This window comes from Methylocystis borbori, assembly GCF_036576025.1.
Taxonomy (GTDB): Bacteria; Pseudomonadota; Alphaproteobacteria; order Rhizobiales; family Beijerinckiaceae; genus Methylocystis; species Methylocystis borbori.
In genome coordinates, this window is the sequence record NZ_JAZHYN010000032.1 from 1 (window position 1) to 21998 (window position 21998).

Below are 21998 nucleotides of genomic sequence, written 5' to 3' on the forward strand. Positions count from 1 at the left end.
GGCGGAAGCGCCGCCTCTTCCGGCGCGCCGCCGGCGAGCGCGTCATTGGGCAATTCGTCGGAGCCCGGCGAAAGCCCCAGCCGCGCCGCCCGCGCCCTCTGCTCGGCGCGGCGCGCGGCGGAGACGGGATAGGCGGCGATGTCTGAGGGTTCTTGGCCGGTGTCGCGGGTGGTGGTCATGTCGGCGTTGAGTTCTCCGCCCTCCTCGCTTTCCGCCTCGTCAGGCTCGGGCCTTACCGCGAAGACGGCGACGTCGAAGGCCGCCCGGGCGGGGGGTTGCGCCGAATCCTCGGTGAAAAAGGGCCGCGCGGGACGCAGCTTCGCATAACTCCGCGCCATGGCGCCTGCGCGGTCGCCATAGCCGCCAAGGAAGAAATCCGCTTCCGCCGGTCCGAATTTGCCGAGACGATGGGTCGCGCCGTCGTCGGGGACCATTGCGCGGCCGGGCGGATAGTCTTCATGTCTCTGGGAGAGAAGCACGAGGCGTCCAATCGGCGCCTCGCTGCGCTTGTCGGTCTTGGGCGCGGCCGGCGCCGGGAGGCCGGGCGTTCCGCGGTCGACGCCGGCGTCGTTCTTTTCCTTCTCGATTTTCCGCCAGTTCTGCACGTTGCGCGAATGCTGGTCGAGCGATTCGGAGAAGACATGGCCGCCCGTGCCGTCGGCGACGAAATAGAGATCGCGCGTCGAAGCCGGCCGCGCCACCGCCTCGAGCGCCGCGCGGCCGGGATTGGCGATGGGGCCGGGCGGCAGGCCGTCGATGGCGTAAGTGTTATAGGGCGTCCATTTGTCGATTTCGGACCGCAGGATGGACCTACCCAGCGTCGCCTTGCCGCCGACAAGCCCGTAGATGATGGTCGGATCGGACTGGAGCCGCATGCCCTTGCGCAGCCGGTTGACGAAGACCGCCGCGACGCGCGGACGCTCCTCTTCCTTGCCCGTCTCCTTCTCGACGATGGAGGCGAGGGTAACGAGTTCATAGGGCGTGCGCAGCGGCAGGTCGGGCGAACGCTTCGCCCAGATCGAGTCGAGAAGCTTGCGTTGGTCCTCCTGCATTTTCGTCAGCAGGCGGGCGCGCGGGAATCCGCGCGGATATTTGTAGGTCTCGGGCAGCAGCGCCCCTTCCTTCGGCGTGTCGGTCACGACGCCCGTGAGCAGGGCCTCCTCCTTGAGGCGCTCGACGATTTGTTCGCTCGTCAGGCCTTCGGGAATGGTGAGGCTGTGCATGACCTGGCGGCCGGAGGCGATCTCGTCGATCACGTCGCGCAGGCTGATGTTTTTCTTGAAGGCGTATTCGCCGGGTTTCAGCTTGCCGAATTTGCCCTCGATCACCGTCGCCAATTGCATCAGCGTCGGATTGGCGATGACGCCTTCACGGTCGAGCTGCGAGATGATTTCGAGAAAATCGCTGCGGGGCGGAATATAGACGACCTTATCCGCCGCGAGCGGGCCGGGCTCCTTGAGCTTATGCAAAGCGGCGATGACGCCAAAGACGCTGGCGACCAAGACGACCAGCAGGAAGCTGAGAAACCCACTGACGAGCGAAAGCGTGCCGTCGCGGCGCTTCTTTTTTTTCTTGGGCGGCGGCGCGGTTCGCGCCGGCGGAGGCTTGCCGGCGCCTTGCGAACTCGCGCGCCGTCCAAAGAGCGAATTGCTCGTTTCCCCCGCGCTCTTAGGGGCTGGGGCGGGCGCCGCGACGGGGGGCTCGGGCGGCTGCGGCGGCGCGCCTTTGGACGCCAACGCTTCATTCGTCGCGGACGCCGCCGCCGTAACGTCGGCGTCTTTTTCCGGCGCGCCGTTCTTTTCGTCCGCTTCGCTCATCGCATCACGCCAATCGAACCGGCCGGAACGGCCATAACCCTGCCCTGGGCGCCCCGGCCCGAAGACTCGTCGCCAGGAGACTTATCACTATGCGCCATTATGGCGAATTCAGGAACAAGGCGCCAAGGCGCGCTCAGGAGGCGCGGCGGAAAACCAGCGAAGCGTTGGTGCCGCCAAAGCCGAAGGAATTCGAGAGGACGATATCGATCTCCCGTTGGCGCGCTTCATGCGGCACGAGGTCGATCGTGGTCTCGACGGAAGGATTGTCGAGATTGCGGGTCGGCGGCGCGACATTGCTCTGCATCGCGAGGATCGAATAGATCGCCTCCACTGCGCCCGCCGCGCCGAGCAGATGGCCGATCGCCGATTTCGTCGACGACATGGAGAGTCTCGGCTCGGCGTTTCCCAAAAGCCGTTCGACGGCCTTGAGTTCGATTTCGTCGCCAAGCGGCGTCGACGTGCCATGAGCGTTGACATAGTCGATGTCCGACACCGAAACGCCCGCGCGCTTCAACGCCGCCTTCATGCATCGGTAAGCGCCGTCGCCGTCGGGAGACGGCGCGGTGATGTGATAGGCGTCGCCCGACATGCCGTAGCCGATGAGCTCGGCGTAGATTTTCGCGCCGCGCGCCTTGGCGTGCTCATATTCTTCGAGCACGACGCAGCCGGCGCCTTCGCCGAGGACGAAGCCGTCGCGGTCCTTGTCATAGGGGCGCGAGGCGGCTTCCGGCCGGTCGTTGAAGCCGGTGGAGAGCGCGCGGCAGGCGGCGAAGCCCGCGACGCCGATACGGTTGACCGGCGACTCGGCGCCGCCCGCGACCATCACCTCGGCGTCGCCCACCGCAATGATGCGCGCCGCGTCGCCAATGGCGTGGGTGCCCGTCGCGCAGGCCGTCACCACCGCATTATTCGGGCCCTTGAGGCCGTGCATGATCGATACGTAGCCGCCGGCGAGATTGATGATGCGGCCGGAGACGAAGAAAGGCGAAACGCGGCGCGGGCCCTTCTCCCTCAAGGTGACGGAGGTCTCGTAAATGCCGCCGAGGCCGCCGATGCCGGAGCCGATCAAAACGCCGGTCGTTTCCTGTTTTTCCGGCGTGTCGGCGGTCCAGCCGGCGTCTTTCAGGGCCTGCGTCGCCGCGCTGGCGCCGTAGATGATGAAATCGTCGACCTTGCGCTGTTCCTTGGGGTCGAACCAGTCGTCGGGGTTGAAGGAGCCGTCGCTTCCGTCGCCGCGCGGCACCACCGCCGCGACCTGACAGGCGAGGTCCGCGACCTCGAATGTGTCGATGCGCTTAAAACCGCATTCTCCCGCGACGAGACGCCGCCAATTCGTCTCCACGCCACAGCCCAGCGGCGACACGACGCCCAGACCGGTGACGACCACCCTGCGCATGATTGAGGCTCTCGAAACTTTTTTGGTCGACGTTAAAAAAGACGCGACGGCCGCGAAGCCTTTAAGGCTCCGCCGCGCCGCGGCTCGATATTCCTGGACCTTTAGGCCGCTTTGGCCTTTTCAAGGAATTTCACGGCGTCGCCGACGGTGAGGATCGTCTCGGCGGCGTCGTCGGGAATCTCAACGCCGAACTCTTCCTCGAAGGCCATGACCAATTCGACCGTGTCGAGCGAGTCGGCTCCCAGATCGTCGATGAAATTGGCTTTGTCGACGACCTTGTCGGCTTCGACGCCGAGATGCTCGACAACAATCTTTTTCACGCGCTCGGCGACATCGCTCATCTGTTTCAGTCCCTACTTGGCTGTTGGTGTTCGCACCGCTATGGCGTCGCCGGGCATGCCTTTGCGGCCCGCCCAAGATCGCCACGTCCCCCTAAAACTCTTGATCGCTCGCCGGCGCCCCTTTTTTTAGGCGCGCAAGACGCAAAGCGGCTTGGCCCAGGGTCGATAAACGCGGCGAGGCCGCCCCTCAGCGGCGAGGCTCTGGTAGCATACTTCCCCGGCCATGGCGAGAGGGGGCGCCCGCGGACATGCGGCCCGAGAAAGCTCATGCGACAGGGCCCTTAGCCGCTTTCCGGATCGCCGCCCGCTCAGATCATCGCCATGCCGCCATTCACATGCAGCGTCTGGCCGGTGACGTAGGAAGCCTCGTCGCTGGCGAGATAGACGCAGGCCGCGGCGACGTCCGCGCCGGTGCCGAGCCGCCCCGCCGGCACCATGCGCAGGATCGCCTCCTTTTGCGCGTCGGTCAGCGCGTCGGTCATGGGGCTCTCGATGAAGCCCGGCGCGACGCAATTGACCGTGACGCCGCGCGAAGCGACTTCCGCCGCGAGCGATTTCGACATGCCGATCATGCCCGCCTTGGCGGCGGCGTAATTGCCCTGTCCGGGATTGCCTGTGACGCCGACGATCGAGGTGATGCCGATGATCCGGCCGAACCGCTTCTTCATCATGCCGCGCAGCACCGCGCGGGAGAGACGGAAGGCGGAAGTGAGATTGACGTTGATGACGGCGTCCCAATCCTCGTCTTTGAGGCGCATGAACAGCATGTCGCGGGTGATGCCGGCGTTGTTGACGAGAATGTCGAGGCCGCCCATCGCCGCTTCGGCCGCCGGCGCGAGCTTTTCCGTCTCCTCCCGATCGGCGAGGTTGCAGGGCAGGATATGCGCGCGCGCGCCCAATTCGCCGGCGAGGGCTTCCAGCGCCTCCTTTCGCGTGCCCGACAGCGCGACGGTCGCGCCCGCCTTATGGAGCGCGCGGGCGATGTCCCTGCCGATGCCGCCGCTCGCGCCGGTCACCAGCGCGGCCTTGCCGTTGAGATTGAACATTGATGGCGTCTCCTCTTTGAAGGCCTGCGTCTTTTTCTTTTGCTCGCGAATTCGGCGCGGGCGCTCATAGCGCCGCCGTCCCGTTTAACGCGAAACGGGAAAATTGCGAGAGGGCCTCCCATGACGGCGCCTCGCGCGCCATTTTTGGATCGATTTCGCCCCAGCGGGGCGCGCCGAGGCGGGAGTCGACGCCGCTGACCCGCAAGGCGCGGATTCGAGACAGGAATAAGCTGATTGTAAACGAAAAATCTCCTTCAAATGGATTGTGGCCTATCTGCAACACTCGAATTCTTTTGGCCATTCTAGGCCCGATTTAACCTTCTGTTTGTTGTTTCCCGCGAGGAATTTGACCACACTCCATCGTGCTTGGGGGTCCGCGTCAAAAACGTCCATGAGTCACGGACAGGCGCGCGCCTAATTTATTGGTTGGCTCGAAACGAAGGATAGAGAAATGAAGACAGCAATCTCGGCACTGGCTCTGGCGACGGCGCTTTTCGCCGGCGCTGCGAGCGCCGCCGACCTCCCCTCCCACAAGGCGCCTCCGCCTTACATCCCCCCGCCGCCGATCATGACGTGGACCGGATTCTACGCCGGTCTTAACGTCGGCGGCGGCTTCCAGGACAGCTCCTCCTCCAACGTTTGGGGCTGGGGCGGCGGCGGCGGCGGCGGACGCGCCGGCATCGTCGGCGGCGGCCAGATCGGCTATAACTTCCAGTTGACGCCCATGTTCGTCGCGGGCGCCGAGGCTGACTTCCAGGGCACGAGCATCGGCTCTGGCGGCAACGGCAACAACTACGGCTGGCTGCTCGGCTTCGGCGGCCCGGTCGACACCGCGCGCATCAACTGGTTCGGCACGGTTCGCGGCCGTCTCGGCGTGACCCTGCTCAGCCCGCAACTGCTCGTTTACGGCACGGGCGGCTTCGCCTATGGCGAAGTGCAGCGCAATGGCTGGCTGCTCGGTAACAACAGCGCCGTGCAGACGGGCTGGACCGCCGGCGGCGGCGCCGAGTGGATGTTCCTGCCGAACTGGTCGGTCAAGGCTGAGTATCTCTATACGCAGCTCAGCGGCACCGGCAACAACAACAACTGGGGCTGGCTGTTCAACCCCGGCTGGGGCCTCAACAGCACCAACAACCGCACGCGCTTCCACACGGTCCGCGCGGGCGTGAACTATCACTTCAACTTCGGCTCTCCGGCGCCGGTGTTGGCCAAGTACTAATCGGCCTGACAGTCGATGGGATGGGCCCGGTCCTCGCGACCGGGCCTTTTCTTTTTTAAGCGAAGGCCCGATAGGCGTCGAAATCGGCTGGCGCGCCGACGGATATGCCGGCGGCCTGCGGCGCGATGCGCTTCAAGAGCCCCGCAAGCACCTTGCCCGCTCCGCATTCGACGAATTTCGTCGCGCCATGATCGGCCATATAGGCGACGCATTCGCGCCAGCGCACTGCGCCCGTGACCTGCTCGACAAGCAGGCGGCGAATGGCTTCGGGATCCTGCGTCGGCGCCGCCGTGACATTGGCGACGACGGGAACGCAAGGCGCATTGATCGACGCATGCGCCAGCGCCTCGCGCATGGCGTCGGCGGCGGGCTGCATCAAGGCGCAATGGAAGGGCGCGGAGACGGGCAGCAGCACCGCGCGCTTGATTCCCTTCCCTTTGGAAATGTCGATCGCCTTTTCGACGGCGGCCTTCGCGCCCGAGAGCACGATTTGTCCGCCGCCATTGTCATTCGCCACCTGGCAGATGGCCTGCGCTTCGGCCGACGCTTCCGCGGCGATGGCGCGCGCCTGATCCAGCTCCGCGCCGAGCAGCGCCGCCATGGCGCCTTCTCCCACCGGAACCGCCTTCTGCATGGCGTCGCCGCGAATGCGCAGCAGCCGCGCCGTATCGGAGATCGTCAAGGCGCCGGCGGCGGCGAGGGCCGAATATTCGCCAAGCGAATGGCCGGCGACGAAAGCGGCGTCGCGCGCAAGATCGAGCCCGCATTCGGCCTCCAGCGCGCGAATCGCGGCGAGCGAAACCGCCATCAGCGCCGGCTGGGCGTTGGCGGTGAGCGTGAGTTCGGCTTCCGGGCCGTCGAACATGAGCTTGGAGAGCGGCTGCGACAGGGCCGAATCCACTTCCGCGAAGACGTCGCGGGCGGGTTCGACGGCGTCGAAAAGCGCCTTGCCCATGCCGACCGCCTGCGAGCCTTGGCCCGGAAAAATAAAAGCCTTCGTCATCTCAAACAGCTCCACTAGCGCTTTCGTTGAATTCTGGCGCCGGGCGATTGGTTTCCTCGTCCTGAGGACGCCCTGCCTAAGTCGGGCTTGCCAGACTTGGGCTTCAAATGCCGATCTCGGATAAACCCGCGATCGGTGGGCCGTCTTGAAGGACGAGGAAACGAGATCTCGTCGCGCCCTCCTGCTTCGCGACGCCTGCTTCGCAGGCTCCCTAGCATGAGGGCGTGAGTCGGCCCGGCTCCCGAAGCGCCGCGAGTGGCATTGCGCCGCCGCCCGTGTCAAGCTCCGCTAAATTTGGCGGCAAGCGAATGAGGAGCGGGCCGGGAAAAGCCATGAGCGAAGAGAAATGCGGCTGCGGTCGGGAGCGTGGGGTCGACCGTCGCGACGCTTTGTCACTCTTAACGGGCGTCGGCGGGCTGGCGTTCGGCGCCGCGCCAGCGCTCGCCAAGGCGGTCAAATCGCCGCAGCTGCCTGAGGATGAGGGCTTCATGCGGCTTGCGATCGAGGAGGCGGCCAAGGGGGATTTTCCCTTTGGCGCCCTCATTGTGCGCGAGGGCAAGGTCGCCGCGACAGGGCGCAATCTCGGCGTCGCCAACAACGACCCCACGGCGCATGGCGAGATGATGGCGATCCGCCATTTCGTCGCCGAGCATCCGGCGAAGGAGCTTAAAGGCGCGACGCTTTATACGTCGGGCGAGCCCTGCCCCATGTGCATGAGCGCGATCATCTGGTGCGGCATGGGGCGCGTGGTTTACGCCGCCTCGATCGAGCAATTGTCGAAGCGGCTGGGGCAGATCATGCTGACGAGCCGCGCGGTCGCCGAGCATACGCCGTTTCTGACCGTCGCCATCACTGGCGGCGTGCTGGCTTCAGAGGCGCTCGCGCTGTTTGATAAAATTAAGCCGAGCCCTTAGCCTTAACGGCGCTTCGGCAAAGGCCGACGACGAGGGCGAAGTAGAATCCTCAGACGAAAGTCGGACTCATCGCCTGAATGTCGGAGCGCCCGCTTATTTGTTCGAGCGCGTCGTGCTGATCGGCGCGTCGTTTTGGCTCTTCGAATTTGGCGCCGTCTTGAGTCTTGCGGTGCCAATTTCGGAGATCACATTGTTTACTTTCCGCGAACGCCGGCGTCCGGGATATGGCGACAAGCGAAACGGCAAACGAAATCGCGAGCGCCGAGGCGAAGACCGTTTTCATCGGTTGATCCTTTCCGCTGCGCCCGTTCGCGCGGCTTTGGCCGCCCGCGACGCCGGCAGGCGCTTCTAATTTCTGGGAATTGAATTGTTCGACCTGCCGCGCGGGATGCCGGTCTTGGTTCCGTCCTTGTTGGTGTGCATGAAGGACGAAAGATTGCCGGCCGCCGCCTGATCGCTGATGCCCTGCGGATTGGCCTTCTTCCCATGCGGGATCGCATTTTCGGCGGAAGCGGCTCCAGCCGTTGCGATCAACAGAAGACCGCCGCACAGCGCCGCGCTGATTTTTCGATTTGCCATCGCCCCACTCCCTTTCGCCAGGTCCCTTGGTCGCCCTTCGCGGCATCTTAGACACGACGCGACGTTTCTGGAAACGCGGCCGAACCCGTCGGCCGAATTATTTCCCCGCCCTTTCCCGCACCAACTCCTCCACCACGCTGGGGTCGGCGAGCGTCGAGGTGTCGCCGAGCGCGCCGAACTCGCCTTCGGCGATCTTGCGCAAAATGCGCCGCATGATTTTGCCCGAGCGCGTCTTCGGCAGGCCGGGCGCGAATTGCACAACGTCGGGCGTCGCGATCGGCCCAATCTCATGGCGCACCCAATGCGCCAGCTCCTTGCGCAAATGTTCGCTCGGCGTCACGCCGGCGTTGAGCGTGACATAGGCGTAGATGCCCTGCCCCTTGATGTCGTGCGGATAGCCGACGACGGCGGCTTCCGACACTCTTTCATGGGCGACCAGCGCGCTCTCCACCTCCGCCGTGCCAAGGCGATGACCCGAGACATTGATGACGTCGTCGACGCGCCCGGTGATCCAGTAATCGCCGTCGGCGTCGCGCCGCGCCCCGTCGCCGGTGAAATATTTGCCGGGATAGGCGGTGAAGTATGTCTGCGCGAAACGTTCGTGATCGCCGAAGACCGTGCGCATCTGGCCCGGCCAGGAATCGGCGATGACGAGGAGCCCCTCGCAGGCGCCTTCGAGCACATTGCCGAGCGGATCGATAATTTCGGGAACGACGCCGAAGAAGGGCCGCGTCGCCGAGCCGGGCTTCAAATCCGTCGCGCCGGGCAAGGGCGTGATGAGCGCGCCGCCCGTTTCCGTCTGCCACCAGGTGTCGACGATGGGGCAGCGGCCCTCGCCGACGACGCGGTGATACCATTCCCAGGCCTCGGGATTGATCGGCTCGCCGACGGAGCCGAGGAGGCGCAGCGACGCGCGGCTCGTCTTCTTCACCGGCGCGTCGCCCGCCGCCATCAGCGCGCGGATCGCCGTCGGCGCCGTGTAGAAGATGTTGACCTTATGCTTGTCGACGATCTCCCAGAAGCGCGACACGCTCGGATAATTCGGCACGCCTTCGAACATCAGCGTCGTCGCGCCATTGGCGAGCGGGCCGTAGATGATATAGCTGTGGCCGGTCACCCAGCCGACGTCCGCCGTGCACCAATAGACGTCGCCGTCGCGATAATCGAAGACGAGTTCATGGGTGAGCGAGGCATAGACGAGATAGCCGCCCGTCGTATGCAGCGCGCCCTTGGGCTTGCCGGTCGAGCCCGACGTGTAAAGGATGAAGAGCGGGTCTTCGGCGTCCATCTCCGCATAGGGACAATCGGCGTGAACGCGCGCGGCTTCTTCCTCATAGCGGAAGTCGCGTCCGGGCTGCATGTCGATCTCCGCGCCCGTGCGCGTGACGACGATCACCGTTTTCGCCGGCGTCTTGTCGAGCGCCGCGTCGACATTGGCCTTGAGCGGAATTTTCTTCCCGCCGCGAAGTCCTTCGTCGGCGGTGACGATCACCTCCGATTGCGCGTCCTCTATGCGGCCGGCGAGCGCATCGGGCGAGAAGCCGCCGAAGACCACCGAGTGAACGGCGCCGATGCGCGCGCAGGCGAGCATGGCGAAGGCGGCCTCGGGGATCATGGGCAGATAGATGGTGACGCGGTCGCCTTTCTTGACGCCGTGTTTCTTGAGCACATTGGCGAAGCGACAAACCGCTTCATGCAATTCGCCATAAGTGATGTGACGCGAGACGGAAGGATCGTCGCCTTCCCAGATGATCGCAGTTCGATGCGCGCGCTCCGGCAGATGCCGGTCGACGCAATTCATCGCGACATTGGTCGTCCCGTCCTCGAACCATCTGATCGAGACGTTATGCGTATCGAAACTCGTATGTTTCACCTTGGTGAAAGGAGATATCCAGTCGATGCGCAGCGCCTGCTCGCCCCAGAAGCCTTTTGGGTCTTTGACGGAACGCTCGTAGAGCGCGCGATAGCGCGCATCGTCGATGCGCGCCGTCTTCTTCCAATCCTCGGGGACGGGATAGATTTTATGCGACATTTTTCTAACGCCTTCGAGTTCGTCATGGCCGGGCTTGACCCGGCCATCCACGCCGCGAGGCCGCGCAATCCCTGGTCAGCGAAGCGTATTACAGCCTTTCAAGCTTAGCCGATACGTCCGCGTGGATGCCCGCGACAAGCGCGGGCATGACGCCCAGAGGCGGCGGCGCTCATTGCTTTCTCGCGCTGGCGATTTGAACATTGTGCTGCATGCGCTGGACCATAAGCCGCATCAGATAGAAGCCGAATTGCGGATTTTGCGCCGCGAGCTGCAGGAGATCGTCGTAGCGGATGCAAAGGAGATCGAGATCGGTCGCGGCGACGGCGGTCGCGGTGCGGCGGTTTTCGCTCGTAAACATCCCCATCTCGCCAAAGAGCGCGCCGGCTTTGAGCGTCACATCCGGCTCGAGGAGATGAATTTCGCCGCGCACGATGATGTAGGCTTCCTCGGACAGGTCGCCTTTGCGGTGCAGGGTGAAGCCCTGCGAGAGCTTCAGCGGCTTCATATAGGGGCGCAGCCATTCGAAATCGAAATCCTCGGAAGCGGCGGCGCGAATGTCGGCGACGAGGCGCTGCATCTGCCGCAGCCGCAGCACATTGACCGGCACCAGAAAGGCGTTGAGCGCGAAGAGCGGATAAAGGCCCTTGAGAAAAAAATAAAGGGCGAAGATCGCATTGGCGAGGATCGCCCCGATACGCAAGGGGATCATCGTGTTCGACACATAGACGAACACGCTCGCCGCGGCGGCGAGATAGCCGATCGCTTCGACGTGCCAGTTGTAATTTGGCGGGAGCAGGTATTGCAGGATCATGTCAACAGCAACTTGGCATATGTTTTTGACATGTTAGCAGAAGGCCCCGCGCCCGCGCGAGAGGTGGAGAAAAGTCGCGAGCGGTCGGGCTTCGCCCGGAGCGAGCGGCCCTCCAAACCCGCGCACTTTGCGGCCGACCGGGCGATTTGGTAAAGCGCCTTGGCTCAATTTCGCGCGAGGCCGAGGAAAATGGAAAAATTCGTCAAGCTCACCGGCGTCGCGGCGCCGCTCCCGATCATGAACGTCGACACCGACATGATCATTCCCAAGCAATTTCTCAAAACCATCCAGCGGACCGGGCTCGGCAAAGGCCTTTTCTCCGAAATGCGCTATCTGGAGGATGGCTCGGATAACCCGGATTTCGTGCTCAACAAGCCGGCCTATCGCCAGGCGAGCATTCTCGTCGCGGGCGATAATTTCGGCTGCGGCTCCTCGCGCGAACACGCTCCCTGGGCGCTGCTCGATTTCGGCGTGCGCTGCGTCATTTCGACGAGCTTCGCCGATATTTTCTATAATAACTGCTTCAAGAACGGCATTCTGCCGATCAAGGTCGACCCAGCCGACCTCGAGAAGCTGATGGACGACGCCACGCGCGGCGCGAACGCCACGCTGACGATCGATCTCGAAGCGCAGGAGATTCGCGGCCCCGATGGGGGCGTCGTGAAATTCGACATCGATCCCTTCCGCAAACACTGCCTTCTGAATGGATTGGACGACATCGGCCTGACGCTTCAAAAGGCGGAAAAAATAGACGCCTATGAAAAAAATGCCGCGGCGTCGCGTCCTTGGGCGTGATTCTTAGGCGTGATTCTTAGGCGTGATCTGGGCGTTTCCGGCAAAGCGCCTTAGCTTCGGCGCCGCGGCGCTTATATTAAGAATGGGCCCTTATGGGTCAGAGCCTTTTCCTCGAAGCGGCGACGGCGGGAGACCCTGCGCGGCCCGAGGCCCTGTAGAAAACTTCTGGACGCCAGCCTGCGACGGATATAGCGCGCTTGAACTATCTTTCCGCCCTTTCGACGCGCTTTCGCGCCGCCGGCCACTCGCTGGCCCGGCTCGCTGAAGGCGCGCGGCGCTCGCCGAAGCTCGACGAGATCGCCGAGAGCCAGTGGCGGGATACTGGCGCCCAAAATTTAGGCGCCATGGAGGATGCGCCGGGCGAGTTCGTGGAGAGGGCGGCGGCTTCGCAGGGCGAAGACGCGCCCCGTTTCGAGCCCGGAAGCTCCTTTCGGGAAGGACCCGGCTTCGATGGCCAGGGTCTGCTTTCGGTCCATAATCTCGCGAAATCCTACAAGGCGCGTCGCGTCGTCGAGGATGTGAGCCTGCATGTCGCGCGGGGCGAGGCGGTCGGGCTTCTCGGCCCCAACGGCGCCGGCAAGACCACTGTTTTTTATATGATTACAGGGCTGGTAAAGCCCGATAAGGGCGTCATCTCCCTCGACGGCTATGACGTGACGCCGCTGCCAATGTATCGGCGCGCGCGGCTCGGCATCGGCTATCTGCCTCAGGAAGCTTCTGTTTTTCGTGGTCTTTCCGTCGAGGACAATATTCGCGCGGTGCTCGAAATCACCCAGCCTGATCCGAAGAAGCGCGAGGAGGAGCTCGAGACGCTCCTCGACGAATTCCGCCTGACCCGCATGCGGCAGACGCCCGCCGTGGCGCTGTCGGGCGGCGAAAGGCGGCGCTGCGAGATCGCCAGGGCGCTGGCCGGCCATCCGTCCTTCATGCTGCTCGACGAGCCTTTCGCCGGCATCGACCCGATCGCGGTCGGCGGCATTCAGGATTTGGTGCGCCAGCTCAAAGCGCGCGGCATCGGCGTGCTTATCACCGACCACAGCGTGCGCGAGACGCTCGGCCTCACCGACCGCGCCTACATCATCTACAACGGCCATGTGCTGACAGAGGGCCCGCCCGAGGAGATCGTCGCCAATCCCGACGTGCGCCGCATCTATCTTGGGGAAGACTTCCGCATGTAGCGAGCGGGTGATTAACCCTTGGGCGTTTCTCTCGCTGCGGCGCCGCAAGTTTTAGCCTGCAAAAGTCGCGCCGCCATGTTATAAGCTTTCCAAGCAAAAACCGGGCCGCAAAGGCGGCCGAACGGCGCGTGCGAGTCGGCAAAATGGCGATGTCCACCAAATTAATGATGCGTCAGGGCCAAGCTCTGGTCATGACGCCCCAGTTGCTGCAGGCGATCAAGCTGCTGCAATTTTCGAATTTGGAGCTTTCCGCCTTTCTGCATGACGAACTGGAGCGCAACCCCCTGCTCGAGGCGCAGGAAAGCGACGCCGGGCCGATCGACGAGGCCCGCGCGGCGGGAGAAAGCGAAATTCTCCTCGACTCCTTCGACGCGCCCCAGGAGGGCGACTGGGCGCGCAGCGAACTCGTCGTCGATCAAGCCGCGCTCGTCGCCGATCTCGACGCCGATATGAGCAACGGCTTCGAGGCGGCCGAGCCCGTGAGCGCGTCGCCGACGCGCGACGAGACGCAGGAAGGGGCCGGTCTTTCGGCCACCTCCTGGACCGGCGCGGCGGGCGGCGGCGTCGACGGCGAGGCCCCCAATCTCGAAGCTTATGTCGCCCAGCGGCCGAGCCTGCATGAGCATCTCGCCGAACAGCTTGCGCTCGCCTGCCCGGACCCGCGCTTGCGCATCATCGGACAGGCGATCATCGATTCGATCGACGAGAGCGGCTATCTGCGCGAAGATCTGGCCGAGATCGCCGCGCGCCTCGAGGCCGATCCAAAGGAGGCGGAAGGCGTTCTGGCGACGATCCAGACTTTCGATCCCTCGGGCGTCGGCGCCCGCGACCTCGCCGAATGTCTCGCGATCCAGCTCAAGGAGCGCGACCGCTACGATCCGGCGATGCAGATTTTCATCGCCAATCTGCCGCTCGTCGCCCGCCGCGACCTGGCGCAGCTCGCCAAGCTCTGCGGCGTCGACGAGGAGGATGTCGCCGACATGGCGGCGGAGCTGCGACGGTTGGAGCCCAAGCCCGGTCGCGCCTTCGGCGGCGCGCCGATCCAGCCGCTCGTCGCCGACGTCATCGTGCGCCCGGCGGCGGACGGCGGCTGGCATGTGGAGTTGAACGCCGACGCCCTGCCGCGCGTCCTGGTCAATCACAGCTACGCGGCGAAGGTGAGCGCCGTCGCCACCGGCGCCGCCGATAAGAGCTTCATTTCGACGTGCCTGCAAAACGCCAATTGGCTGACGAAGAGCCTGGAGCAGCGCGCGCGCACCATTCTCAAGGTCGCCTCCGAAATCGTGCGGCTGCAGGACGCCTTTCTCGCCCATGGCGTCGAGCATTTGCGGCCCTTGAATCTGCGCACTGTCGCCGACGCGATCGGCATGCATGAATCGACCGTTTCGCGCGTCACCTCCAACAAATATATGATGACGCCGCGCGGCGTTTTCGAATTGAAATATTTCTTCTCCGCCTCCATCGCCACGACGAGCGGCGGGGCGGCCCATTCGGCCGAGGCGGTGCGCTTCCGCATCAAGCAGATGATCGACCGCGAGACGCCCGACGACATTCTGTCCGACGACGCGATCGTCGAGCGGCTCAAGGCGAGCGACATCGACATTGCGCGCCGCACGGTGGCGAAATATCGCGACAGCCTGCGCATCCCTTCCTCCGTCGACCGGCGCCGCGCCAAGGTGGCGCAGGCCCGCGCGACGACCCACTGATAATTGGCTTCCGGGAGTCCGCGCCAAAACTTTCGGGGCGGCCGATGGGCGCCATTGACTTCCCCGGCATAGGCTTCTAACGCTGCCCCGAAATTCCGGGGCCTGGCGAAATTGTCGGCGAATCGCCGACGCCTTAGGCGGAAGGTCGAACCTCGATTCGACGATTCGCGAAGAGGCGCTATGTTCTCGGATTGACGCATTTTCTACGCCGAATCGAGGGCCGCCTGGGCGGAAAATGCTGTAAAGAGCGGGAAGAAGCGATATTCGACGGCTCGGTTTGACGGCCGCCTTTGGCGAAACTTCGCGGAGGCGTCAGTCCCTGTCGGCGCGCAAAAGCGGCGCCTCGCGACGAAAACTTTCGGGATAGGCAATGTCTTTGAGGGTCTCCGGCAAGAACATCAACATCGGCGAAGCCCTGCGCACGCATGTCGCGCAGCGGCTGGAGTCGGCCGCGGCGAAATATTTCGACGGCGGCGTAAGCGGCCATGTCACCATCTCGCCCGAGGGCTCCGGCTATCGCGCCGATTGCAGCCTGCATCTCACCTCCGGCATCGTGCTGCAGGCCGATGGGCGGGCGCAGGATCCATACGCCTGTTTCGAGCAGGCCGCCGAGCGCCTCGAAAAGCGCTTGCGCCGCTATAAAAGCCGGCTCAAGAGCCATCACGAGCATGCGCCGGGCGACGGCGGCGCTCAGGCGGAGGTCGTCGCCTATCAGGTGCTGCAGGCGCCCGACCAGGAAAACGAGGCGCCCGCGGAGTTCAGTCCGGCGATCATCGCCGAATCGACGACGCGGCTGCGGCGGCTCTCCGTTTCGGCGGCGGTGCTCGATCTCGATCTTACCGGCGCGCCGGTGGTCGTCTTCCGCCATGTCAATACCGGACGCGTCAATGTCGTCTACCGGCGGGGCGACGACAATATCGGCTGGATCGACACGCCGGATTCCGAGGCCAAGGCGGGCTAACGAATTCGTCGCGGGGCGGCCATAATGATGGCTTCCTCGGCATATATCTTGCGATTTTCGTATGTCCTTTGAATTTGGCGAAAACGCGAGACGGTGAAATTTCATGGAAGGGCGAGGCGCGAGGGCGCGCCGGACCCTCCAGAGATGAAAACGGGATGATCGTCGCATGCGGCCAACCGATTTGATTTCGCCGGAGTCCGTCTGCGCCTCGCTGAAGGCCGCGACGAAAAAGCAGCTTCTGCAGGAATTGAGCGAAAAGGCCGCGAAAATCTGCGGCGTGGCGGCGCGGGAAATCTTTGACGCCCTGCTGCATCGCGAGCGCCTGGGCTCCACGGGCATTGGCGAGGGAATCGCCATTCCACATGGAAAGCTCGCTAAATTAAAGGGAATCTATGGCGTGTTCGCCCGTCTAGAGCGCCCGGTCGACTTCGCCGCGCTCGACGGCGCGCCGGTAGACCTCGTCTTCATGATCCTCACGCCCGAAACCTCGGGCGCCGACCATCTGAAGGCGCTGGCCTGCGCGGCGCGCATGCTCCGGGACGCCGGCCTCGTCGCGACGCTGCGCGCGACGCGCGACGACAGCGCGCTTTATTCGCTCATCGCGCAGCGCTCCAAACCCCATGCCGCCTAGCGCGCTCCCTGATCACGCGAAATATGTGATCGATCGGGAATCGTCGAAAATCAAAATGCTGGAGCAGGTTCTCGTCGCAAAAATGCGGTATTTGAACTTGCTCTAGGCGCGTCTTTACGCCGCGCCGCTCCTTAGAGCGGCGCGGCCCGCTTCTGGGCGCCGCCGCCATGAGAGGCATGGCCGCCTTTGCGGCCGGCCTCTGAGGCCAGCGTATGGTCGCGCGAGAAGCTGCGTTTCGCCGGATTCACGCTCTGTCCTCCCTTGCGCCCGGCTCGGGCCGCAAGATCGGGATTTTGCGAGAAGCTGCGTTTTTCGTCAGGCACGCTCTTTCCGCCCTTACGCGCGATCGCCCGTTGCTTTTCGGGGTCCATCGACGCGAAGCCGCGGCTCGATTTCCTCATTTCCTCCATGGCCGCCTCTCAAAAGTCGCCCCAGAGCCCATGCTGTTATAACTCGCAAGCGCGGCTATTGTTTCTGGAACCGGTTTAATTTTTATTTTTCGGCGAGGGGCCGGCGCCCGGAGGGGCGCAAAAAAACTCTTTTTCCGCAATGAGATCCGTCAAGCGCCAGCGCGCGCCGCGCCATTTTCCTTGCGGCCGGCCCGCCGGTCGAAGAAGAGCGCCTGGCTGATGACCGCCTTGAGGCTTTCAACATTGAAGGGTTTGGCGATCAAAAAGGCCGGCTCTGGCGGCTCGCCAGTCAGGAATCGTTCCGGATAGGCGGTCACGAAGATCACCGGAGTCGACAAGGAGTTCAGAATTTCGTTTACTGCCTCGAGGCCGGAGCTGCCGTCGGCGAGCTGAATGTCGGCGAGGATCAGGCCTGGGCGGGCGTCCGCGATGGCGGCGACCGCCTCCGTGTGGGTGCGGGGCATGGCGACGACTCGGTGGCCCAGCTCTTCGACCACGGCCTTCAGGTCGAGGGCGATCAGCGGCTCATCTTCGATGATGAGCACGTCGGTCGCGATCTGATCGGCGATTTCGCCATTGGCCGTCTCGATGAGCGCCTGCGCGTCGCGCTCGGTGACATGCAGCGCACTGCCGATCTGCTCGGTGTCGAAGCCTTCGAGCGCATGTAGCAGAAAGGCGATGCGCGGCTTCAGCGAGATCGCGTCGAGATTGCGCCGCCCGTCTTCGGTCGGCTCGCCCGAGCGGTCGATTTCGGCGTTAATCGGCGACGTCGCCCAAACGTCGAGAAAGAGTTGATAGACCGCGACCCGCACATCCTCGGCGTCGGCGATTCGCTCCGGCTCCGCGACCACCGTTTCGAGCGTGGCGAGCACATAGGCGTCGCCGCCCTCGCGATCGCCGACCAAAGCGCGTGCGAAGCGTCGCAAATAGGGAATATGGGCTAACACGTCTTGCGATACCGACATGGCGGCGACTCCGGGCGCGTCGGCGCCCAAAAAATGTTGTGGGCAGACGCATTTATCTCGAATTGAAGGCGATGCGTCAAAACTGCACGGGGTTTTAGGGAACCAATCAACCAGCGGCGCGTTTTGCCTATCGTCCTTGCGGCGCACTATATCGCGCCGGATCGCGGCGGCTACAGGAATCATGCATTTACGAACAGAGGGCTCCATGGGGAACAAAAATCCGGAGAATATAGTTGCGCGCGCGAAAGCGGAGGATGACGCTTTCCCCAGCGGCGCCCGATATTCCCCAAGACCGGGTCCGCGTAAATTGGAAGCATTTGCAGGCGTAATGATGAGTCGGGACGAATTCTGCGGCGATCGCCGGGATGGCGGCGCGCCCCGCGCCGCGACGAAACCGGTCCCAAAGAAGCGTCAAGTCGAATTTCAGGACCCGATCGGCAAGGAATTGCGCAATCTCTACGACGACGTCGTGGCCCAGCCCGTGCCGGATAGGTTCCTTAATCTTCTGAACCAACTCGAGACGAATATGCTATCTTCTCTGGCGACAGTGCGAGCGCCGGGGAAGAGCGAGTGACGCAGAAAGAAGCGGGACAATCGGAAGGACAGACGTTAAAGGCTGAGCTCATTGCAGCTATTCCCAGCCTGCGCGCCTTCGCGGTGTCGATCTGCGGCAATTCGGATCGCGCCGATGATCTCGTTCAAGAGACGCTGGTCAAAGCCTGGGGAAGCCTCGCCTCCTTTTCGGAAGGCACCAATCTCACCGCCTGGCTCTTCACCATCCTGCGCAACATCTATTACAGCGAATATCGCAAGCGTCGCCGAGAGGCGCCAGATCCCGACGGCGCGATCGCCGCGCGGCTCGTCGCGCCCGAGTCGCAAAACGCCCATATGGATTTTCTCGACTTCCGCGACGCGCTGCAGAAGCTGCCGCTCGATCAGCGCGAGGCGCTGATTCTCGTCGCAGCGTCGGGACTGTCCTATGAAGAGGCCGCCGAAATCTGCGGCTGCGCGCCGGGCACGATGAAGAGCCGCGTCAATCGCGCGCGCAATCGTCTTTCCGAGCTGATGTCCGCGCCGCCCTCGACGCGCGAGACGCGCGAATGGGGCGCCGCCATGCGCCTCACCGAGGCGTCGCGCGATTGAACGGAAGTCGGAAATGCCGCATAGGGAGGCGCGTGAAGAACGCCTGTCCATGCGAGCGGAGACGATGACCGAAGATATCAGAATCGAACGCGACTCCTTTGGCGACATCGCCGTGCCCGCCTGGGCCTATTGGGGCGCGCAGACCCAGCGTTCGCATGAGAATTTTCCCATCGGCGGCGATCGCATGCCGATCGAGATCGTGCATGCGCTGGCGCGCATCAAGCTTGCCGCCGCCAAGGTCAACGCCAAGAAAGGCCTGCTGAAGCCGGAGATCGCCGACGCCATCGCCGCCGCCGCGCAGGAAGTCATCGACGGCAAGCTCGACGAACATTTCCCGCTCGTCGTCTGGCAAACCGGCTCCGGCACGCAGACGAATATGAACGTCAATGAGGTGATCGCCAATCGCGCTAATGAGACGCTCGGCGCGCCGCGCGGCTCGAAAGCGCCGGTGCATCCGAACGATCACGTCAATCTCGGCCAGTCCTCGAACGACAGTTTTCCGACCGCGATTCATATCGCCGGCGCGCTGACGATTTCGGGCAGACTTCTTCCCGCCGTCGAGCGTTTGCATATCGCGCTGAGCGCCAAGGCGGAGAAGTTCGCCCATATCATCAAGATCGGCCGCACCCATTTGCAGGACGCGACGCCGGTGACGCTCGGCCAGGAATTTTCCGGCTACGCCGCGCAAGCGGAATTCGCCGCGCGCCGCATCCATACCAGCCTTGCCGATCTGCTGCAGCTCGCGCAGGGCGGCACGGCGGTCGGCACCGGCGTCAACACCTTCAAGGGATTTGGCGAAGAGGTCGCCGCCAATATCGCCGGGCAGACGGGCCTGCCCTTCGTGACGGCGCCGAATAAATTCGAGGCGCTCGCGGCGCATGACGCGATCGTCTTCGTGCATGGCGCGCTTAATGCGCTGGCGTCGGGCCTTTACAAGATCGCTTGCGACATCCGCCTGCTTGGCTCGGGTCCGCGCGCTGGCTTCGGGGAATTGAGGCTTCCCGAAAACGAGCCGGGCTCCTCGATCATGCCAGGCAAGGTCAATCCGACGCAGGTCGAATCGCTTACCATGGTCTGCACGCGCGTCTTCGGCAATAACGCCACGATCACTTTCGCCGCGTCGCAGGGCCATCTCGAACTCAATGTGCTGAAGCCCGTTGTCGGCTTCGCGCTGCTCGAGTCGACGATCCTGCTCGCCGATGGGATCGACAGTTTCGTCAAGCGCTGCGTCGACGGCATCGAGGCGGACGAGGCGAACATCAAGCGCTTCCTCGACCGCTCGCTGATGCTCGTCACGGCGCTCGCGCCCAAGATCGGCTATGACGCGGCCTCGAAGATCGCCCGCGCCGCGCATCATAACGGCACGAGCCTGAAGGAGGAGGCGCTCGCCTCGGGCAAGGTGAGCGAAGCCGAATTCGACGAGATCGTGCGGCCGGAAAAGATGATTTCGCCGAGCGAGTGAGCATCTCCCCTTGACCTCCTCCTTCGAGACGCGCCCTTCGGGCGCTCCTCAGGACGAGGAAACCTCCCTGCGACAGCCCGCGCGCCTTTCCCTCGCCATTGATCGGCGCTAGTTTTCCTCTTGCAGGAGGAGCTCAACTCATGGCCGCGCTCGACGCCGTTCTCAGCACGATAGACGCCAATCTTGACGCTTCCACGGAGCGCCTGTTCGACCTGCTGAGCATCCCTTCCGTCTCGACCGATCCCGCCTATGCGCAGCATTGCCTGCGCGCCGCGAACTGGCTCAAGAATCAGCTCAATGGGCTCGGCTATGAGGCCGAGGTGCGCGCAACCCCCGGCCATCCGATCGTCGTCGGCCACGCCAAAGCGAAGCGCAAGGATGCGCCGCATGTGCTCTTTTACGGCCATTACGACGTGCAGCCGCCGGACCCGCTGGACTTATGGGAGAGCGAACCCTTCGCGCCGCGTCTCGCCGAGCGCAAGGAAGGCCAGGACATCGTCGCGCGCGGCGCCTCGGACGATAAGGGCCAGCTCATGACCTTTCTCGAAGCCTGCCGCGCATATGAAGCGAATGGCGGCCTGCCCTGCAACGTCACTTTTTTGTTCGAGGGCGAGGAGGAGACGGGTTCGCCTTCGCTTCCCGCTTTTCTCGCCGCGCATAAGGACGAACTCTCCGCCGCCGATCTCGCGCTTGTTTGCGACACCGGCATGTGGAACTCGGCGACGCCAGCGATCACCGTCATGCTGCGCGGGCTCGCGCAGGAGGAAGTGATCGTCAGAGGGCCGAGCCACGATCTGCATTCCGGCATGTTCGGCGGCCCGGTGCTCAATCCCATTCATGTGCTGGCGAAGATCATCGCCGATCTGCACGATGAAGAAGGCAAGGTGACGCTGCCGGGATTCTACGCCGGCGTGCCGGAGCTTCCCGAAGACATCGCCGAACAATGGCGCAATCTCGATTTCGACGAGAAGGCGTTTCTTTCGGGCATCGGCCTCACCCGCGTCGGCGGCGAGCCAGGCCGCGGGGTCATCGAACAGATCTGGGCGCGCCCCACTTGCGACGTGAATGGAATCATTGGCGGCTATACCGGCGCGGGCGCGAAGACCGTGCTGCCGGCGCAGGCTTCCGCCAAATTTTCCTTCCGTCTCGTCGGCAAGCAGGACCCGAAGGCGGTGATGGAGAGTTTCCGTGCCTTCGTGCGCGAGCGACTGCCGACGGACGCAAAGGCCGAATTCATTTCGCATGGCGCGTCGGGCGCGCTGCAATTGCCCTTCGGCTCGGAGGCGCTCAATCGCGCGCGCCGCGCGCTCGAACAGGAATGGGGCAAGGAGGCGGCGCTTGTCGGCTGCGGCGGCTCGATTCCGATCGTCGGCGCCTTCAAGCGCGATCTCAATATGGATGCGCTGATGATCGGCTTCGCGCTTGACGACGACCGCATTCATTCGCCGAATGAAAAATATTCCTACACGTCCTTTCACAAGGGAACGCGCTCCTGGGCGCGCGTGCTCGACGCGCTCGCGGCGTGATTGCAACGCTCCTTCATAATCGAAGCGCCGATCGTCGCGACCTCTTGACAGGCGCCGCGATGG

Annotated in this window: 21 protein-coding genes; 11 read left to right on the forward strand and 10 right to left on the reverse strand. The window is 63.9% G+C overall.

Going from position 1 to position 21998, the window contains the following annotated elements; genetic code table 11:
- From mltG to fabG, 4 genes are all read right to left on the reverse strand, one after another.
- Positions 1–1817, reverse strand: a 1817-nt coding sequence (gene mltG, locus V3H18_RS11230; RefSeq protein ID WP_332082135.1) for an endolytic transglycosylase MltG, incomplete at its 3' end; no start/stop codon positions are given.
- A 133-nt stretch (positions 1818–1950) separates the two neighbouring features.
- Positions 1951–3213 carry a beta-ketoacyl-ACP synthase II gene (fabF, locus tag V3H18_RS11235; protein WP_332082136.1) on the reverse strand — a complete coding sequence of 421 codons (1263 nt, stop codon included), beginning with the start codon at positions 3211–3213 and terminating at the stop codon, positions 1951–1953.
- Positions 3214–3314: 101 nt separating this feature from the next.
- Positions 3315–3554, reverse strand: a complete 240-nt coding sequence (locus V3H18_RS11240; RefSeq protein ID WP_014891668.1) for an acyl carrier protein — start codon at positions 3552–3554, stop codon at positions 3315–3317.
- Between the two features lie 308 nt (positions 3555–3862).
- A complete protein-coding gene (fabG, locus tag V3H18_RS11245) occupies positions 3863–4600 on the reverse strand; it encodes a 3-oxoacyl-[acyl-carrier-protein] reductase (RefSeq protein WP_332082138.1) in 738 nt (245 codons plus the stop codon).
- A 451-nt stretch (positions 4601–5051) separates the two neighbouring features.
- On the opposite strand from fabG, the gene V3H18_RS11250 reads away from it, so the two are divergent.
- Positions 5052–5819, forward strand: a complete 768-nt coding sequence (locus tag V3H18_RS11250) for an outer membrane protein (protein ID WP_332082139.1) — start codon at positions 5052–5054, stop codon at positions 5817–5819.
- 55 nt (positions 5820–5874) lie between these two features.
- Here V3H18_RS11250 and fabD read toward each other — a convergent pair whose 3' ends face one another.
- The gene (gene fabD, locus V3H18_RS11255) at positions 5875–6822 is read right to left on the reverse strand and encodes an ACP S-malonyltransferase (protein WP_332082140.1); all 948 of its coding nucleotides are present in this window, start codon (positions 6820–6822) and stop codon (positions 5875–5877) included.
- Positions 6823–7154: 332 nt separating this feature from the next.
- On the opposite strand from fabD, the gene V3H18_RS11260 reads away from it, so the two are divergent.
- A complete protein-coding gene (locus tag V3H18_RS11260) occupies positions 7155–7736 on the forward strand; it encodes a nucleoside deaminase (protein WP_332082142.1) in 582 nt (193 codons plus the stop codon).
- Positions 7737–7785: 49 nt separating this feature from the next.
- Here the strand turns inward: V3H18_RS11260 and V3H18_RS11265 are convergent, their stop codons facing one another.
- The 3 genes from V3H18_RS11265 to V3H18_RS11275 all read right to left on the reverse strand — a co-directional run bounded on the left by V3H18_RS11265 (position 7786) and on the right by V3H18_RS11275 (position 11158).
- On the reverse strand, positions 7786–8370 hold the full coding sequence (locus V3H18_RS11265) for a hypothetical protein (RefSeq protein ID WP_332082143.1): 585 nt from the start codon (positions 8368–8370) through the stop codon (positions 7786–7788).
- Positions 8371–8412: 42 nt separating this feature from the next.
- On the reverse strand, positions 8413–10347 hold the full coding sequence (acs, locus tag V3H18_RS11270; RefSeq protein ID WP_332082144.1) for an acetate--CoA ligase: 1935 nt from the start codon (positions 10345–10347) through the stop codon (positions 8413–8415).
- Positions 10348–10516: 169 nt separating this feature from the next.
- Positions 10517–11158 (reverse strand): Crp/Fnr family transcriptional regulator, encoded by a 642-nt coding sequence (locus tag V3H18_RS11275; protein WP_332082145.1) that lies wholly within the window; start codon positions 11156–11158, stop codon positions 10517–10519.
- Between the two features lie 189 nt (positions 11159–11347).
- Here V3H18_RS11275 and leuD point away from each other — a divergent pair, with 189 nt between their 5' ends.
- The 5 genes from leuD (at position 11348) to ptsN (ending at position 16429) form a co-directional block, all read left to right on the forward strand.
- The gene (leuD, locus tag V3H18_RS11280) at positions 11348–11953 is read left to right on the forward strand and encodes a 3-isopropylmalate dehydratase small subunit (protein ID WP_332082146.1); all 606 of its coding nucleotides are present in this window, start codon (positions 11348–11350) and stop codon (positions 11951–11953) included.
- Between the two features lie 197 nt (positions 11954–12150).
- Positions 12151–13131 (forward strand): LPS export ABC transporter ATP-binding protein, encoded by a 981-nt coding sequence (lptB, locus tag V3H18_RS11285; RefSeq protein WP_332082147.1) that lies wholly within the window; start codon positions 12151–12153, stop codon positions 13129–13131.
- Positions 13132–13274: 143 nt separating this feature from the next.
- A complete protein-coding gene (gene rpoN, locus V3H18_RS11290; RefSeq protein WP_332082148.1) occupies positions 13275–14837 on the forward strand; it encodes an RNA polymerase factor sigma-54 in 1563 nt (520 codons plus the stop codon).
- Between the two features lie 370 nt (positions 14838–15207).
- Positions 15208–15798, forward strand: coding sequence for a ribosome hibernation-promoting factor, HPF/YfiA family (gene hpf, locus V3H18_RS11295; protein WP_332082149.1), 591 nt, complete (start codon positions 15208–15210; stop codon positions 15796–15798).
- A gap of 166 nt (positions 15799–15964) precedes the next feature.
- Positions 15965–16429, forward strand: coding sequence for a PTS IIA-like nitrogen regulatory protein PtsN (gene ptsN / locus V3H18_RS11300; protein WP_332082150.1), 465 nt, complete (start codon positions 15965–15967; stop codon positions 16427–16429).
- Between the two features lie 131 nt (positions 16430–16560).
- On the opposite strand, the gene V3H18_RS11305 is transcribed toward ptsN, so the two are convergent.
- The gene (locus V3H18_RS11305; RefSeq protein ID WP_332082151.1) at positions 16561–16839 is read right to left on the reverse strand and encodes a con-10 family general stress protein; all 279 of its coding nucleotides are present in this window, start codon (positions 16837–16839) and stop codon (positions 16561–16563) included.
- 149 nt (positions 16840–16988) lie between these two features.
- A complete protein-coding gene (locus V3H18_RS11310; RefSeq protein WP_332082152.1) occupies positions 16989–17804 on the reverse strand; it encodes a response regulator in 816 nt (271 codons plus the stop codon).
- Here V3H18_RS11310 and V3H18_RS11315 point away from each other — a divergent pair.
- The 4 genes from V3H18_RS11315 to V3H18_RS11330 all read left to right on the forward strand — a co-directional run bounded on the left by V3H18_RS11315 (position 17803) and on the right by V3H18_RS11330 (position 21935).
- Positions 17803–18378 (forward strand): NepR family anti-sigma factor, encoded by a 576-nt coding sequence (locus tag V3H18_RS11315; RefSeq protein ID WP_332082153.1) that lies wholly within the window; start codon positions 17803–17805, stop codon positions 18376–18378. The two genes, V3H18_RS11310 and V3H18_RS11315, sit on opposite strands and share 2 nt — an antisense overlap.
- Positions 18375–18947 carry a sigma-70 family RNA polymerase sigma factor gene (locus V3H18_RS11320; RefSeq protein WP_332082154.1) on the forward strand — a complete coding sequence of 191 codons (573 nt, stop codon included), beginning with the start codon at positions 18375–18377 and terminating at the stop codon, positions 18945–18947. The genes V3H18_RS11315 and V3H18_RS11320 overlap by 4 nt, the downstream gene beginning before the upstream one ends.
- Positions 18948–19011: 64 nt before the next feature.
- A complete protein-coding gene (gene fumC, locus V3H18_RS11325; RefSeq protein ID WP_332082155.1) occupies positions 19012–20409 on the forward strand; it encodes a class II fumarate hydratase in 1398 nt (465 codons plus the stop codon).
- Positions 20410–20549: 140 nt separating this feature from the next.
- Positions 20550–21935: a M20/M25/M40 family metallo-hydrolase gene (locus tag V3H18_RS11330; protein ID WP_332082156.1), complete on the forward strand. Its 1386-nt coding sequence runs from the start codon at positions 20550–20552 to the stop codon at positions 21933–21935.
- The last annotated feature ends 63 nt before the right edge of the window (positions 21936–21998 follow it).

Coding starts and splice junctions, on each gene's coding strand:
- fabD (WP_332082140.1), bottom strand. CDS start 6,822: ATGACGAAGGCTTTTATTTTTCCGGGCCAAGGCTCGCAGGCGGTCGGC.
- leuD (WP_332082146.1), top strand. CDS start 11,348: ATGGAAAAATTCGTCAAGCTCACCGGCGTCGCGGCGCCGCTCCCGATC.
- V3H18_RS11315 (WP_332082153.1), top strand. CDS start 17,803: ATGGCGGCGACTCCGGGCGCGTCGGCGCCCAAAAAATGTTGTGGGCAG.
- fabG (WP_332082138.1), bottom strand. CDS start 4,600: ATGTTCAATCTCAACGGCAAGGCCGCGCTGGTGACCGGCGCGAGCGGC.
- V3H18_RS11330 (WP_332082156.1), top strand. CDS start 20,550: ATGGCCGCGCTCGACGCCGTTCTCAGCACGATAGACGCCAATCTTGAC.
- V3H18_RS11260 (WP_332082142.1), top strand. CDS start 7,155: ATGAGCGAAGAGAAATGCGGCTGCGGTCGGGAGCGTGGGGTCGACCGT.
- V3H18_RS11305 (WP_332082151.1), bottom strand. CDS start 16,839: ATGGAGGAAATGAGGAAATCGAGCCGCGGCTTCGCGTCGATGGACCCC.
- fumC (WP_332082155.1), top strand. CDS start 19,012: ATGACCGAAGATATCAGAATCGAACGCGACTCCTTTGGCGACATCGCC.
- hpf (WP_332082149.1), top strand. CDS start 15,208: ATGTCTTTGAGGGTCTCCGGCAAGAACATCAACATCGGCGAAGCCCTG.
- V3H18_RS11250 (WP_332082139.1), top strand. CDS start 5,052: ATGAAGACAGCAATCTCGGCACTGGCTCTGGCGACGGCGCTTTTCGCC.
- rpoN (WP_332082148.1), top strand. CDS start 13,275: ATGGCGATGTCCACCAAATTAATGATGCGTCAGGGCCAAGCTCTGGTC.
- fabF (WP_332082136.1), bottom strand. CDS start 3,213: ATGCGCAGGGTGGTCGTCACCGGTCTGGGCGTCGTGTCGCCGCTGGGC.
- V3H18_RS11310 (WP_332082152.1), bottom strand. CDS start 17,804: ATGTCGGTATCGCAAGACGTGTTAGCCCATATTCCCTATTTGCGACGC.
- ptsN (WP_332082150.1), top strand. CDS start 15,965: ATGCGGCCAACCGATTTGATTTCGCCGGAGTCCGTCTGCGCCTCGCTG.
- V3H18_RS11240 (WP_014891668.1), bottom strand. CDS start 3,554: ATGAGCGATGTCGCCGAGCGCGTGAAAAAGATTGTTGTCGAGCATCTC.
- V3H18_RS11275 (WP_332082145.1), bottom strand. CDS start 11,158: ATGATCCTGCAATACCTGCTCCCGCCAAATTACAACTGGCACGTCGAA.
- acs (WP_332082144.1), bottom strand. CDS start 10,347: ATGTCGCATAAAATCTATCCCGTCCCCGAGGATTGGAAGAAGACGGCG.